Raw genomic sequence first — 13,105 nt, forward strand, 5'->3', positions numbered from 1 at the left:
CCGTTCCTTTCACATTGCGACACGATCAGACAGATAAGCACTTCCAAGCGCATGTTTCAGCTTCCGTAACGCTTTCGAGTGAATTTGAGAAATACGAGATGTCGATAACCCTAACACTTCCCCAATTTCTGTCAATGTCAATTCTTCAAAATAGAAGAGGGAAACGACGTACTGCTCTTTTTCCGACAGTTGTTCGACTTCTTCCGCAAGTTTTGAAATCAACTCGCGCATCAATAACGTATCTTCAGGTGTCGCTGCTTCCGGATCTAAGTATGACACTGCCATCGCTTTACCTTCGTCCTGGAGTGTGACAGCTTCATCGATGGACAGTACGTTCGCAAAATAACTTTCTGCGAGCGCCGTCTTGACTTCATCCGGACTCATTTCGACAATCGAAGAGACCTCTTCAAGCGTCGGTGTCCGCTGTAGGCTTTGTTCAAGAATTTCGACTGCCGCCTCAACACGTTTTGACTTTTCACGTAGCGAACGGGGTAACCAGTCAATCTTTCTTAACCCGTCTAAAATCGCGCCCCGGATCCGAAATGCTGCATACGTATCGAATTTATTGTTATGATTTTGATCGAATTTTTGAAGCGCATCGTATAGTCCCATCATGCCTAGACTTTTTAACTCATCACGATCGACACTTTTCGGAAGTGTCGCACTGAGTCGTTGAACGTGGTATTGAACTAGAGGTTCATAATTCAGAAGTAATTGGTCAGCTACCGCTATATCGCGTGTCGCTAGCCATTTATCCCAAAGTTGTTGTAATTCCTCACGCATGACCATTCCTCCTCTAAATTTCCAGCGTTCCGACGTTGACGGTCCGAATGACGAGCCGACCAGAATCTGAATGGAATTCGATCGTCCGACCGTTCGTTCCACCGACATCTTCCGCGACGAGTGGGATTTTCGCTTGTTGTAACGCTGTTTTCACAGCAGCGATGTTGCGTTCACCGATTCGCATGGATTCATGTTCATATTTAAATTGAAACATCTGAGCCCCACCGGCAATCTTCGCGCGTAACCGAACCGCGCCACCTTGACGCAACCTTCTAACAAGTTCTGTCACGGCAGTATCCGCAAATTTCCCGACTTCAACGGTGATATTGCGACTGATTGCCGAATCTGGCAACATGACATGTGCCATGCTTGATAGACCACGTTCTTGATCGTAAATGATGACACCGACACACGAACCTAAACCGGCAGTTCGTAAGACGACGGGTTTGCGACTGACAGCATATTCTGCGATTCCGATACGAATGACTTCATCCATCAACATCCACACCCAGTCGGTTGAACACTGTCGCGAAGGCATCCGCTTCCGGTAATAACAATAAATGTCCATTCAAATCATTGCCAAGACTCGATAACCGTGTATCGATGTATACTGCCATGTTACCAAATTTTGTCGACTCAAGTAAGGCTACTTCCAAAATTGCTCCAACCATATCAAAAGCGGATGCCGGAACCGTGACGTGAACCGATAAATCTAGCCAGTCGGAAATCGAGCGAGCGTATGCCCCAATTAAGATATTCCCAATTTCCTCCCAAGCTGAAACGCCCATTTGATGTTGATCAGAGAAAAAGTGGAACGGTTGATGCATTAACTGCGAAATTAATTTCTCTGCGTCTGGTAACGGCATTAAAAAAAGGAGCGATGCTTTGATGTCACCAGTAAAGCGAAGTAAGGCACCTGCCGTATACGCTTCTGCGCCACCAACCCGATCGATGATGGTTGAAAACGGTTGAAGATCTGCTGATGGTACTTCGATGTCAACGGGTTGTCCAAGCAGTGTCGATAATGCCGTTGCGGCGTGCGCCGCACCAATGTTTCCGATTTCCTTGAACACGTCCTGCTCCATTCGATTAAGCATGAACGATTCCCTCAAATAACCGATTTGGTTCAAGTAGCGAGAAGAGCTGGTCTTCCCCTTTTGCGATTGCTGTCAGGTACGTCGTCTCTTCTTGTTTTTGATCCGTCAATGGTTCAATCCGGACGTCCATCGCTTCAACGACTTCATTCGCACGGTCAACGATGAAACCAGCATCCCCGTGTTCGAGAGTCGCGATGATGATTCGTGTTTCCTCAGTTCCTTCGATTTCTTCAAAACCGAGACGTGTCCGTAAATCGATGACGGGTGTCACGACTCCCCGAAGGTTAATGACACCTTTGACGTAAGCGGCTGCATTCGGAATCCGTGTGATCGGAATCACACGTTCAATGGAGCGGACGGATTGTACATCAATCCCATACGCATTTTGTTCTAATTGAAAAACGACCCATTTTTGTTCCATTATTTATTCCCTCACTTTCGTAACAACGCATTGCTATCAATAATTAAGGCAACTTGACCGTCTCCGAGAATCGTCGCACCGGAAATCGCGCGAATTCCTTCCAAGTAACTTCCGAGCGGCTTCATGACGATTTCTTGTTGACCAATTAATTCAGAGACAATCAATCCTGCTAACTTCTCGCCACTCCGAACGACGACGACAGAATAGGCTTCTGATTCAATTTGCGGGAGACCATAGACTTCGTTCAATGAGATTAACGGGACGAGTTGACCGCGGAAATCGAATACTTTTTCCCGGTGCGCTTGTAAGATGGCATCTTGTCGGAGCGATGTCGTTTCGATGATGGCCGTCAATGGAATCGCATATGTTTCTTGTCCGAGTTCGACGAGCATCGCCGAAATGATTGAAAGCGTGAGCGGAAGACTGATTCTAAAAATCGTTCCTTCCCCACGACGTGTCTCGACGAATACTTCACCCCCGAGGGACTCAATCTTCGATTTGACGACGTCAAGCCCAACTCCCCGGCCTGATAAATCCGTCACTGTCTCCGCCGTCGAGAAACCTGGCGCAAATAAGAGCATCGATGCTTCCTCTGGTGTCAGTACAGCTGCTTCTTCTTCCGTCAAGAGTTCTTTTTCGATCGCAATCCGTGTGACGCGTTCATGATTGATTCCTGCCCCGTCATCCTCGATTTCGATGAAAACACGGTTTCCGGAATGATACGCCCGTAGTGATAGGTTTCCTTCGACCGGTTTACCGGCTAAAATCCGATCTGCTTTACTTTCGATTCCATGATCGACAGCATTGCGAATCAAGTGAACGAGCGGATCGCCGATTTCATCGATGACGGTCCGGTCAAGTTCCGTCTCAGCCCCCGTGATATGCAATTTAATATTTTTACCGACATCTTTTGAAACCGAACGGACCATCCGTGGGAAACGGTTGAAGACTTGTTCGATCGGCATCATCCGGAGTGTCAGGACAAGTGATTGTAATTCGTTTGTTCCACGCTTAATCCGTTCAACTGTTTCCGTCAGCTCGGACGAACCGACTTCTGCCGCGATCCGCTCCAAGCGACCACGGTCAATGATGAATTCTTCGAATAGATTCATCAGACGGTCGATTCGTTCCAAATTCACACGGATTGTTTTAGCGGCGACTGGTACGTTCGCATCTGTCGTTTCATTTGCCGCAGTTGCCGGTTGCTTCGTTTCGACAGGTGTTTCCTCGAGCGTCGATGTGGCGACTTCTGCTTCAATCGTCGTTTCGAATGGTTGAATCGAGACGTTCGCCACTTCGGAAACAGACCGAATGCCTTCTGACACTTCTTGCTCAGACTTCATCGTCACGAACAACACATCGAAACTTGTCTCAAATTGCTCTTGCTCCAGCTCGTCCGATGTCGGGTTCGAAAGAATGACATCGCCAAGACTTTGCAAACGATCAAATACCATGTACACGCGAGCTGCTTTTAAGATGACATCTGCTGAAAGTTCGACCGTGATGACATAAGCATGGTAACCGGAAGCAATCGATTGTTTGACGACGGATTCCGAATAGACATCACACTCGAAGTTACGTTGTGTCGGCACGTCCTTTGTTTCAGTTTCCGTTTGTACATCCGTGTCGTCCGCTTGAATGAATCGTTTGAGACGGACGACGGTATCTGCAACATCGAGTTTACCTTTTCCGCCTTGACTAATATCTTCGACCATCGTTTCGAGTTGTTCCGCCGCGATGAATAAGACGTCAATCAATTCCGGTGTCGCAGGTTGCGTTTTCGAGCGGACTAAATCGAGTGCACTTTCCATTTCATGCGTCAAATCTGCAATCGCGTCATACCCCATCGTCCCCGCCATCCCTTTTAACGTATGGGCAGAGCGGAAAATTTGATCGATGACGGCTTCATCATCGAGACGCTGTTCAAAAATCAGTAGACTTGAGTTGATCGCTTGCAAATGTTCAATCGATTCGTCAAGGAACAACCCTAAATATTCATTTAAATCCATGGATGATACCCTCCTTTATGATTAGCGCACACGATTGTTTCGATTTTTTAAACGACTGACCAATCGATCTAAAAATTTCCGTTCCTGTACGCGAAGACCTGTTAATGCTGTCGTAATATGATCGAGCCGCCAACTGACATCACTTGTCCGATCAAACAGATAAAACGGTTTTTGTGCTTTGACAGCTTTGACGACTGTTGTGTCATCTGGTAGAAATCCAGCAAAACGTAACGGTTTATTCAAAAATTGTTTACTTACGAGTTCAAGGCGGTCAAATGTTTCCAGTGCCTCTTGCCCGTTCATTGCCCGGTTGACGATGACTCCAATCGGAAGCTCCGTCGCATGATGGTGCGACAGCTTGACGAAGGCGTATCCATCCATGATGGAGGTCGGTTCAGGCGTGACGACTAACCACGCTTCATCGGCACTGCTGATGAAATCAAACGTTTGGTGGGTCGCACCGGCGCCTAAATCGAGAATGACGAAATCATAATCGTAGAAAAAACGAAATTCTTTCATCATGAAGGCGACGTCGGCATCTGTTAAATTCGTCAACTCCGTAAAGCCACTTCCCCCGTGAATGAATTCAAGGTGTGGGGATACTGTGACGACTGCCTCCTTGAGGGACTCGCGTTGTTTGACACAATCCATGAGCGATGTTTTCGATGATTTTCCTAACAGTACACCGACATTCGCCATCCCGATGTCGAGATCGATGATGAGGACACGCTTTTCTTGCAGGGATAATGCAACACCTAAGTTGACTGCCACATTCGTTTTCCCGACGCCCCCTTTACCACTGACGATCGCAATCGTTTTCGTCTCTTTGACGGACACTTTCGAACGTAATGCACGTGCTTGATCGTCTTGCATCATTGCTCCCCTCTTTCCATGAGCATTCGGGATAGGTCCGCTTTGCTTGGCCAGAGTATGTCTTCCGGAACTTCTTGGCCAGTCGTGATGCACAAGACGGGCAACTTCGCTTCGACAGCCAAACCGTAGATCGACCAAAGCTCTGTCGTTTCATCCGCCTTCGTAAAGATGAATCCGTTCAGCGGAACATGAGTAAAACGTTGTCTGATTTGTTCTAAGTCGCGGTATTTCGCCGTAAGACTCAACACAAGAAAGACATCTGTATCAGCAAAATCATGACGCGCCGTCAGTTGGGTGACATACCCTTCATCAAGAAAATTACGACCCGCCGTATCAATCAAAACGATATCGCAATCTGCCAATTGTTGTTTCGCTTGTTCAAACTCTGACAAGTTATAGGCAATATGTAACGGCACATCGATGATTTCTGCATATGTTCGCAATTGCTCAATCGCAGAAATCCGGTATGTATCGGTTGTAATCAATCCAACCGTCTTCCCTTCCGTCAAGCGGTAATACGCCGCGAGCTTCGCAATCGTCGTCGTTTTCCCTACGCCGGTCGGTCCAGTTAACAGGACATATCGGGAGGTAACCGATGTCACCTGGATTTCTTGTTCCATTGCCGTCAAAAACTCCGTCTGCACTTGTGTCGGATCATTCGTCTTATAAAACGTCGATAAGAGTAACTCATGAAGTTGTTCCGCCCGGTTGTGTAAGGCTGGTTCTTCCAAAATGGTTTCATAGGCTTGCAGTTCTTCCGGCAAGCGCCGTGAAGAAAATGAAATGACTTTCGGGACCGCCTGCGTCCGTTCGGGATTAACCCTAGAAGGACGCTCGACGACAGGACGCCGTTCTTTTTTCTTTTCTTTGCTCGGGTTTTCATCGACAGAGGCGACGAGTTCGACTTTCTTCTGTGCAAACAAACCAAACCATCCTCCGACCTTGACGTGACGTGTGTTTAAGATGATTGCCTCATCTCCAAGATCACGTTTGACAAGTTCCATCGCTTCCCCAACAGAATTCGCGATAATTTTTTTGACCATCATCTGTTAAATCACCCCAATGCTCTTGACTTCGATTGTCGGAATCAATTCGTTATAAGACAAAATCGGTACGTCCGGGAAGTAACGTTCCGTCAACTGACGAACAAACATCCGAATGCTTGGTGAGGCTAGGATGATTGGTTGGACACCATACCGTTCGAATTCAGTCGTGAGTTCGTTAAAGGATTCGATGAACCGTGTCGCTTTTTCAGGATCCAGTGCTAAATAATTTCCAAACTCTGTTTTTTGAATGGCAGACTGAATCTCGATTTCCATTTCGCTCGAGACCGTAACGACATGTAACACATCGCCTTGCAGGACCTGTTCCGTAATTTGTCGGGATAAGGCTTGACGGACATACTCAGCGAGTAACTCGCTATCTTTTGTCACGGCAGCATAGTCAGCCAGCGTTTCAAAAATCAACGGTAAGTTGCGGATTGAAATTTTTTCTTTTAAGAGTTGGACGAAAACTTTTTGCAGCTCCCCAATCGTCAACAATTGTGGCGTGACTTCGTCGACCAAAATCGGATGGGTTTCTTTTAAGTGATCGACCAATTGTTTTGTCTCTTCCCGGCCGAGTAAATCAGACGCATGTTTTTTAAGAAGCTCCGTCAAGTGCGTCGCGACGACCGACGGCGGATCAACGACCGTATACCCAGACATTTCCGCCCGACTTCTTGTTTGTTCGTCAATCCAAAGCGCAGGCATTCCGAATGCCGGTTCAACCGTTTCAATCCCTTGAATTTCAGGGTCGTCGACTCCGGGACTCATTGCGAGGTAGTGATCGAGTAACAATTCGCCTGTCGCCATCTCGCTCCCGCGAATTTTAATCCGATAATGGTTCGGTGGAAGTTGTAAGTGATCCCGGATCCGGACGGTCGGAAGGACGAAACCAAGCTCTAGTGCCAGTTGACGCCGAATCATGACGACCCGGTCAAGTAAATCGCCGCCCTGTGCTTCATCAGCAAGTGGAATCAATCCGTATCCGAACTCAAACTCGATCGTATCGACATTTAAAAGCGAGATGACGGATTCGCTCGAACGCAGGTTTTCCGTCGTTTCTTCCTCGACGGCGACTTCTTCTGTCGTCGCCTTCGGTGTCCGCTTCAATTGCCAAGCAAAGAAGGCAGCGGCAGCAGCAACAGGAATCGTCACGTAGTCCGGAATCGCCGTGAACAGACCGAGTAAGAAAATCGCGCCGGCGCCAATCATGATCAATAACGGTGTCCGCGACAACTGACCGATGATGTCTTCCCCTAAATTACCGTCTGATGTCGAACGCGTGACGATGATGCCGGTTGCGACAGAAATCAACAGGGCTGGGATTTGGCTGACCAACCCGTCCCCGACCGTCAAAAGTGTATACAAGTTGATTGATTCCGTCATCGGTAACCCTTGTTGGACGACACCGATAATCATTCCGAAAATCAAGTTAATGATGACGATGATGATGCCGGCGATTGCGTCTCCTTTAACGAACTTCGACGCACCATCCATCGCTCCGTAAAAGTCGGCTTCGGACTGGATTTTTTGTCGGCGTGTCCGTGCCTGCAGTTCATCAATCATGCCGGAGTTCAAATCAGCATCAATCGCCATCTGCTTCCCGGGCATCGCGTCCAGTGTAAACCGGGCCGAAACTTCCGAAACCCGCTCTGACCCTTTCGTAATGACGAGAAATTGGATCAAGACGAGAATCAAGAAGACGACGAAACCGACGAGGGCATTTCCTCCGACAACAAAACTGCCGAATGCTTCGATGACCTCGCCCCCGTTCCCGTTCGATAAAATTGACCGGGTCGTCGATACGTTTAACGCTAAACGAAACAACGTAACGATGAGAAGTAAGGTTGGAAAAACTGAAAACTCAAGTGCTTCTTTGGCATTCATCGCAACGAGTAAGACCATCAAAGCGATTAAAATATTGATGATGATTAAAAAATCGAGTAAAAATCCTGGCAGTGGAATGACTAGCATGAAGACGATCATGATGACGCCTAGCAGCACGGAAAGATCTCTTGTTGAAATGGTCATGATGCTTCATCCTTTCATTTTGCTTGTTTCATTTGGTAGACAAAGGCGAGTGTTTCAGCGAGTGCCTGATAAAATGATTCATCCACTGCCATACCTATCTCTGATTTTGCGAACAAGGCCCGCGCGAGCGGACGATTTTCGATGATCGGGATGTCAGCTGCTGTCGCCTTCTCCCGAATACGGAATGCGACAGCATCTACACCTTTCGCGACAATAATCGGTGCCGCATGTTTTCCATCATCATATTGAATCGCGACCGCATAATGGGTTGGGTTCGTGATGACGACATCTGCGTTCGGAATTTCTTGCATCATCCGCCGCATCGCCATCTCCCGCTGCTGTTGCTTGATTTTTCCTTTGATTTGCGGGTCACCCTCTGTGTTTTTATGTTCATCTTTTAAATCTTGTTTACTCATCCGGATCGATTTTTCGAAATCAAATTTTTGATAGGCAAAATCTAGGACGGCGAGTGCAATCAACGCGATACTGACTGAAAGACCAAGTAAAAAGGTTAAATGACCAATAATGGCTAAGGCATCTCCGATTGGCTCTGACGTCAAACGTGAGATTTCAACCTTGTTGTTCCATAATACGGTGCCGCTCGTCATTCCGATGACAAGCAGTTTGAAAACAGATTTTAAAAATTCGATGAGTGCTTTCATACTGACGATACGCTTCACACCTTGAAGTGGGTTAATCCGGTCCAGTTTCGGTTGAATCGATTCAGCACTCAGCAGGAAACCAATTTGAAGGAAATTCCCTAAGACACCAATCGTGACTGCTGTCAGGAAGAACGGGGCGACCAAAATCGCCATTTGTCCAAGCATCTCAACTAAAATTTGTTGGACACGTCCTTCTTCGACGGCAACGAGAACGGAGTCCGCGCTCAGTCCCGTCTCTAACACCATCACGAACCGTTTTGCGAGAAACGGACCGAAGAAAAATAAGACAAGAAACATCGCGAACAACATTAAGCTGCTCGTTAAATCGGCTGACTTCGCAACCTGTCCTTTTTTCCTCGAATCATCACGTTTTCGCGGGGAAGCTTTTTCTGTTTTCTCACCGGCAAAATACTGAAGGTCGAGTTGTAACGGATATCTATTCATCTCAACCTCCTAGTAAACGTATGGCGTCTGCGAGTACATCTTGTAACAATGGGACAAACTTTGAAATCCCTGCAATCGTCGAACCGGCCAGTAAAAACAGAATCGCATAGCCCATCAGTAGCTTCACGGAAAACCCGATTGCAAAAATGTTGAACTGCGGTGCCGTCTTCGCTAAAAAGCCAAGCGCAAGATCGACGAGGAACAAGGACACGATGAGCGGCATCGCCATCTGAAGTGCCGTCAACATCGCAAGACCGACGACACGGACGACGAGACTCATGCCCGCCTCTCCTGAAACCGATATGGCACTCCCTGGGGGGAAGATTTGAAAGCTCGTATAAATCCCGTCCAGTAAAATCAAGTGCATGTCGGAAGCAAGTAAGACGAGTAACGTCAACATGTAATAAAAGCGACCGATAATCGGTGACTGTCCGCCGAACATTGGATCATAGGCGGATGCCATCGCGAGACCCATCTGTAAGTCGATGATCGATCCCGCGATTTGCGGGGCATACAACAGAAAGCTCGCCAGTAATCCAAGAGCTAGACCAACGATCACTTCCGTGCCCATCCGAAAGAAAAAATCAAAGTCTTCGACGTTGACTGACGTCTTGACCGCATAACTGGCAAAGTAGGCAAGTCCAGCAGCTAAAGCTAACTTATGCTGGGCCGGTAATTGTTTGGATGAAAATAAGGGCGCTGCGACGAGAAATCCGACAATGCGACCAAATACAAGCAAGAAGACGCTGACAAAAGACAATAACGTCATTTCCTCGAAACCTCGGCAATCTGCTTAAAGATTTCAATCGTAAATGTCTTGAGCTCCTCCATGATCCAAGGACCAAAAAAGACGAGCGCTAAAAAGACGGCAACAATTTTCGGGACGAACGAAAGCGTCTGCTCTTGAATTTGCGTCGTCGCTTGCAAAATGCTGACGAGCAGACCCACGACGAGTGAGACAAGCAAAAGCGGTGCTGAAACTTTTAACAACGTCCAAACAGCCGAACTCGCCAGTTGAATAATCATTTCCTGCGTCATGTCGTTCCTCCCTACTTCATGCTGACAAGTAATGATTCGACAATTAAATGCCAACCATCGACGAGAATGAAGAGTAATAGTTTAAACGGTAGCGCAATCATCACGGGCGGTAACATCATCATCCCCATCGACATCAATACACTCGATACGACCATATCGATGACGAGGAACGGAATGAAAATCATGAACCCGATTTGAAACGCTGTTTTCAATTCACTGATCGCGTAAGCCGGAACTAGCGCGACAAGCGGGATATCTTCGACTTTTTTTGGTTTTTCGTAATTCCCGTACTTTAAAAACAATTCCAAGTCGTTTGTTCGTGTATGTTTTGACATGAAGCGTTTCATCGTCCCACCTGCCCGATCGAATGCCTCATCTTGACTGATTTTTTCATCCATGTATGGTTGAAGCGCTGTCGTGTTCAACTCTGTCAGAACAGGTGACATGACGAATAATGTAATGAATAAGGCAAGTCCGACCAATAATTGGTTTGGAGGCGTCTGCTGCGTTCCGAGTGCCGAACGGACAAATGACAGGACGACGACGACACGTGTGAAACAGGTCATTAAAATTAATAACGACGGTGCGAGTGACAATAACGTCAGTAAGACAAGTAACTTGACGGACGTCGCTGTACCAGACGGTGTATCTAACGAAATCAAATTTTCAATTGTCGTCATGAACGGCCTCGTTTCTTCTGGAATTGATCAAGCTGTTGCTTAAACGATTCCAGAAAGGGCGATTCGCTTGTTGTCTGTTTCATCTCTTGCATCTCTTCAGCTGACCAATCCGTATCTGCTTCGAGCGTATCAAGCAATTCAACATTTTGTCCGACACCGACGACATAGACTTTATCGTTGATTTGAACGAGTTGAACCGACCGATCCTTTCCAAGCGGCACACCACCAAGATGTGAGAGACGACTTGATTGTCGGACCCCTCGCGTCCGATCATTGATTAGACGGACGGCAAGGAGAAATCCTCCGATTAATACTACGAGCACTACGATGACTTTAATTATCGTCACAATCGTCGACGACCCATCGACCTGGTGAGTTGTTGGTTCATTCTTCTTAGATGGATTCAAGTTCTCTTCTACTGTTTCTGCGCCAACTTGTGCTGAAAACAAAAACAATAGAAGACAGGTCAAGAAGGTCAGTCTTTTCATGACGAAACAGTTTTCGAAACGGCTTCGAGTACACGGTCAGCTTGGAACGGTTTGACGATAAAGTCTTTTGCACCAGCTTGAATCGCATCGATGACCATCGACTGTTGTCCCATCGCTGAACACATGATGACTTTAGCTGCCGGGTTAAACGCTTTGATTTCTTTAAGAGCTGAAATGCCATCCATTTCTGGCATCGTGATATCGAGTGTCACAAGATCCGGTGTCAACTCTTTGTATTTCGCCACAGCTTCGCGACCATTTTCTGCCTCACCGACAACGTCATACCCATTCTTCGATAAAATTTCCTTAATCATCATTCGCATGAAAGCTGCATCATCTACGATCAAAACTTTTGCACTCATCCTATTTCCTCCTTAGAACATCCGTAGACGTTCTTTTGTATTTACGATTTCTGTAATCCGTACTCCAAAGTTTTCTTCAATGACTACGACTTCACCTGTCGCAATCAATGTATTGTTGACAAATACATCAACCGGCTCTCCAGCCAACTTATCAAGTTCGATGATCGAACCTTGTGTTAACTCCAGTATGTCACGCACGGAACGGCGTGTCCGACCTAATTCGACCGTCACATTTAACGGTACATCGTATAGCATGCCGATATTACCGGGTACACCTTCTTGTTGGACATCGCCGAACTGTCCAAACTGAACCGGGCTCACACCGACAGGTTCTTTCTTCGGCTCAACCGGTGTTTCATAACGTGGTTCTTCGTACTGTGGTGCTTGTTGCTGCGGTGCTTGTTGCCGCGGTGCTTCATGTTGTGGTTGCTGCGTCTGTTGCACCGGTTCACTTGCGGCACTGTTTGCTTCTTCACTCGTCGTCGTACTTGCACTAAATAACTTCTGAATCAACTGTTTAGAAAATTCGAGTGGTGCGAGTTGGACGATTTTTGAATCAATCAACGTGCCAATCTTTAAATCAAACTCGATGATGACCATGCTTTCCCATAACGAAAAGCTGTCGACGATACTTTTCTCTTGAGAGAAGTCAAATACTTCGACTGCCGGTGGTGAAATATCAATCCGCATCGAGAAGACGGTCGACATCGATGTTGCGGCGGCACCCATCATTTGATTCATCGCTTCTTGGACAGCTGAAAGGGCAATCGGTTCCATTTCGTGATCCTCATCAATCGTCCCGTCGCCACCCATCATCAAGTTGGCGATGACGGACGCATCACGTTGCGTTAAAATCAAAACATTTTCGCCTTTAAAACCTTCTGTGTATCCGACGCGTAAGGCAACGTGTGGGATTGGATAACGACTGCGTAATTCTTCCATCGTAATCATCCGGACGTGCGGTGTCGTGATTTCGACCTTTTGGTTCAATAATGCAGACAAAGCGGTTGCCGAGTTACCGAGTGAAATATTTCCTACTTCACCAAGTGCGTCAATTTCCATATCATCCAGTTCTTCGGTTTCATCGGGTGAACTCGTGTCAGCCGACTCTTCAGGCGACGGGGTCCCACGTAGTAACGCGTCGATTTCATCTTGCGAAAGCATATCGCTCATG

The 13,105-nt window shown here is 47.0% G+C and carries 15 protein-coding genes; all 15 read right to left on the minus strand.

The features are described 5' to 3' along the window. Positions 1-9: 9 nt before the first annotated feature. Positions 10-783, minus strand: a complete 774-nt coding sequence (locus KNQ04_RS08760) for a FliA/WhiG family RNA polymerase sigma factor (protein WP_214849604.1) — start codon at positions 781-783, stop codon at positions 10-12. A 13-nt stretch (positions 784-796) separates the two neighbouring features. Continuing rightward, complete coding sequence (locus KNQ04_RS08765) at positions 797-1,279, minus strand: chemotaxis protein CheD (RefSeq protein WP_214849607.1); 483 nt, start codon at positions 1,277-1,279, stop codon at positions 797-799. Next, the gene (locus tag KNQ04_RS08770; protein WP_214849609.1) at positions 1,272-1,880 is read right to left on the minus strand and encodes a chemotaxis protein CheC; all 609 of its coding nucleotides are present in this window, start codon (positions 1,878-1,880) and stop codon (positions 1,272-1,274) included. The genes KNQ04_RS08765 and KNQ04_RS08770 overlap by 8 nt, the downstream gene beginning before the upstream one ends. Next, positions 1,873-2,301 (minus strand): chemotaxis protein CheW, encoded by a 429-nt coding sequence (locus KNQ04_RS08775; RefSeq protein ID WP_214849611.1) that lies wholly within the window; start codon positions 2,299-2,301, stop codon positions 1,873-1,875. The genes KNQ04_RS08770 and KNQ04_RS08775 overlap by 8 nt, the downstream gene beginning before the upstream one ends. 11 nt (positions 2,302-2,312) lie before the next feature. Continuing rightward, positions 2,313-4,310 (minus strand): chemotaxis protein CheA, encoded by a 1,998-nt coding sequence (locus KNQ04_RS08780; RefSeq protein WP_214849613.1) that lies wholly within the window; start codon positions 4,308-4,310, stop codon positions 2,313-2,315. A 21-nt stretch (positions 4,311-4,331) separates the two neighbouring features. Next, complete coding sequence (locus KNQ04_RS08785) at positions 4,332-5,183, minus strand: MinD/ParA family protein (protein ID WP_251136958.1); 852 nt, start codon at positions 5,181-5,183, stop codon at positions 4,332-4,334. Beyond that, entirely contained in the window at positions 5,183-6,229 is a 1,047-nt protein-coding gene (locus KNQ04_RS08790; RefSeq protein WP_214849617.1) for a flagellar biosynthesis protein FlhF, read from the minus strand. The genes KNQ04_RS08785 and KNQ04_RS08790 overlap by 1 nt, the downstream gene beginning before the upstream one ends. 3 nt (positions 6,230-6,232) lie before the next feature. Beyond that, on the minus strand, positions 6,233-8,257 hold the full coding sequence (flhA, locus tag KNQ04_RS08795) for a flagellar biosynthesis protein FlhA (protein WP_214849619.1): 2,025 nt from the start codon (positions 8,255-8,257) through the stop codon (positions 6,233-6,235). A gap of 14 nt (positions 8,258-8,271) precedes the next feature. Then, complete coding sequence (gene flhB / locus KNQ04_RS08800) at positions 8,272-9,363, minus strand: flagellar biosynthesis protein FlhB (protein WP_214849622.1); 1,092 nt, start codon at positions 9,361-9,363, stop codon at positions 8,272-8,274. Between the two features lies 1 nt (position 9,364). Continuing rightward, positions 9,365-10,132: a flagellar biosynthetic protein FliR gene (gene fliR / locus KNQ04_RS08805; protein WP_214849624.1), complete on the minus strand. Its 768-nt coding sequence runs from the start codon at positions 10,130-10,132 to the stop codon at positions 9,365-9,367. Then, on the minus strand, positions 10,129-10,401 hold the full coding sequence (fliQ, locus tag KNQ04_RS08810; RefSeq protein WP_012370733.1) for a flagellar biosynthesis protein FliQ: 273 nt from the start codon (positions 10,399-10,401) through the stop codon (positions 10,129-10,131). Before fliQ ends, fliR begins: the two co-directional genes overlap by 4 nt. A gap of 11 nt (positions 10,402-10,412) precedes the next feature. Next, positions 10,413-11,081, minus strand: a complete 669-nt coding sequence (gene fliP / locus KNQ04_RS08815; RefSeq protein WP_214849637.1) for a flagellar type III secretion system pore protein FliP — start codon at positions 11,079-11,081, stop codon at positions 10,413-10,415. Then, positions 11,078-11,488 (minus strand): flagellar biosynthetic protein FliO, encoded by a 411-nt coding sequence (locus tag KNQ04_RS08820; RefSeq protein ID WP_251136959.1) that lies wholly within the window; start codon positions 11,486-11,488, stop codon positions 11,078-11,080. Before KNQ04_RS08820 ends, fliP begins: the two co-directional genes overlap by 4 nt. 77 nt (positions 11,489-11,565) lie before the next feature. Beyond that, a complete protein-coding gene (locus tag KNQ04_RS08825) occupies positions 11,566-11,931 on the minus strand; it encodes a response regulator (protein WP_029330789.1) in 366 nt (121 codons plus the stop codon). A gap of 12 nt (positions 11,932-11,943) precedes the next feature. Further along, the gene (gene fliY, locus KNQ04_RS08830) at positions 11,944-13,104 is read right to left on the minus strand and encodes a flagellar motor switch phosphatase FliY (protein WP_214849639.1); all 1,161 of its coding nucleotides are present in this window, start codon (positions 13,102-13,104) and stop codon (positions 11,944-11,946) included. Between the last annotated feature and the right edge of the window lies 1 nt (position 13,105).

Origin of the sequence: Exiguobacterium sp. s193, from assembly GCF_018618755.1 — a bacterium.
In the GTDB taxonomy this organism is placed as follows: Bacteria; Bacillota; Bacilli; order Exiguobacteriales; family Exiguobacteriaceae; genus Exiguobacterium_A.

What these genes read in the sequence shown, in the direction of transcription:
- KNQ04_RS08760 (WP_214849604.1), bottom strand. Translation starts at nt 783, where the DNA reads ATGCGTGAGGAATTACAACAACTTTGGGATAAATGGCTAGCGACACGC.
- KNQ04_RS08765 (WP_214849607.1), bottom strand. Translation starts at nt 1,279, where the DNA reads ATGGATGAAGTCATTCGTATCGGAATCGCAGAATATGCTGTCAGTCGC.
- KNQ04_RS08770 (WP_214849609.1), bottom strand. Translation starts at nt 1,880, where the DNA reads ATGCTTAATCGAATGGAGCAGGACGTGTTCAAGGAAATCGGAAACATT.
- KNQ04_RS08775 (WP_214849611.1), bottom strand. Translation starts at nt 2,301, where the DNA reads ATGGAACAAAAATGGGTCGTTTTTCAATTAGAACAAAATGCGTATGGG.
- KNQ04_RS08780 (WP_214849613.1), bottom strand. Translation starts at nt 4,310, where the DNA reads ATGGATTTAAATGAATATTTAGGGTTGTTCCTTGACGAATCGATTGAA.
- KNQ04_RS08785 (WP_251136958.1), bottom strand. Translation starts at nt 5,183, where the DNA reads ATGCAAGACGATCAAGCACGTGCATTACGTTCGAAAGTGTCCGTCAAA.
- KNQ04_RS08790 (WP_214849617.1), bottom strand. Translation starts at nt 6,229, where the DNA reads ATGATGGTCAAAAAAATTATCGCGAATTCTGTTGGGGAAGCGATGGAA.
- flhA (WP_214849619.1), bottom strand. Translation starts at nt 8,257, where the DNA reads ATGACCATTTCAACAAGAGATCTTTCCGTGCTGCTAGGCGTCATCATG.
- flhB (WP_214849622.1), bottom strand. Translation starts at nt 9,363, where the DNA reads ATGAATAGATATCCGTTACAACTCGACCTTCAGTATTTTGCCGGTGAG.
- fliR (WP_214849624.1), bottom strand. Translation starts at nt 10,132, where the DNA reads ATGACGTTATTGTCTTTTGTCAGCGTCTTCTTGCTTGTATTTGGTCGC.
- fliQ (WP_012370733.1), bottom strand. Translation starts at nt 10,401, where the DNA reads ATGACGCAGGAAATGATTATTCAACTGGCGAGTTCGGCTGTTTGGACG.
- fliP (WP_214849637.1), bottom strand. Translation starts at nt 11,081, where the DNA reads ATGACGACAATTGAAAATTTGATTTCGTTAGATACACCGTCTGGTACA.
- KNQ04_RS08825 (WP_029330789.1), bottom strand. Translation starts at nt 11,931, where the DNA reads ATGAGTGCAAAAGTTTTGATCGTAGATGATGCAGCTTTCATGCGAATG.
- fliY (WP_214849639.1), bottom strand. Translation starts at nt 13,104, where the DNA reads ATGAGCGATATGCTTTCGCAAGATGAAATCGACGCGTTACTACGTGGG.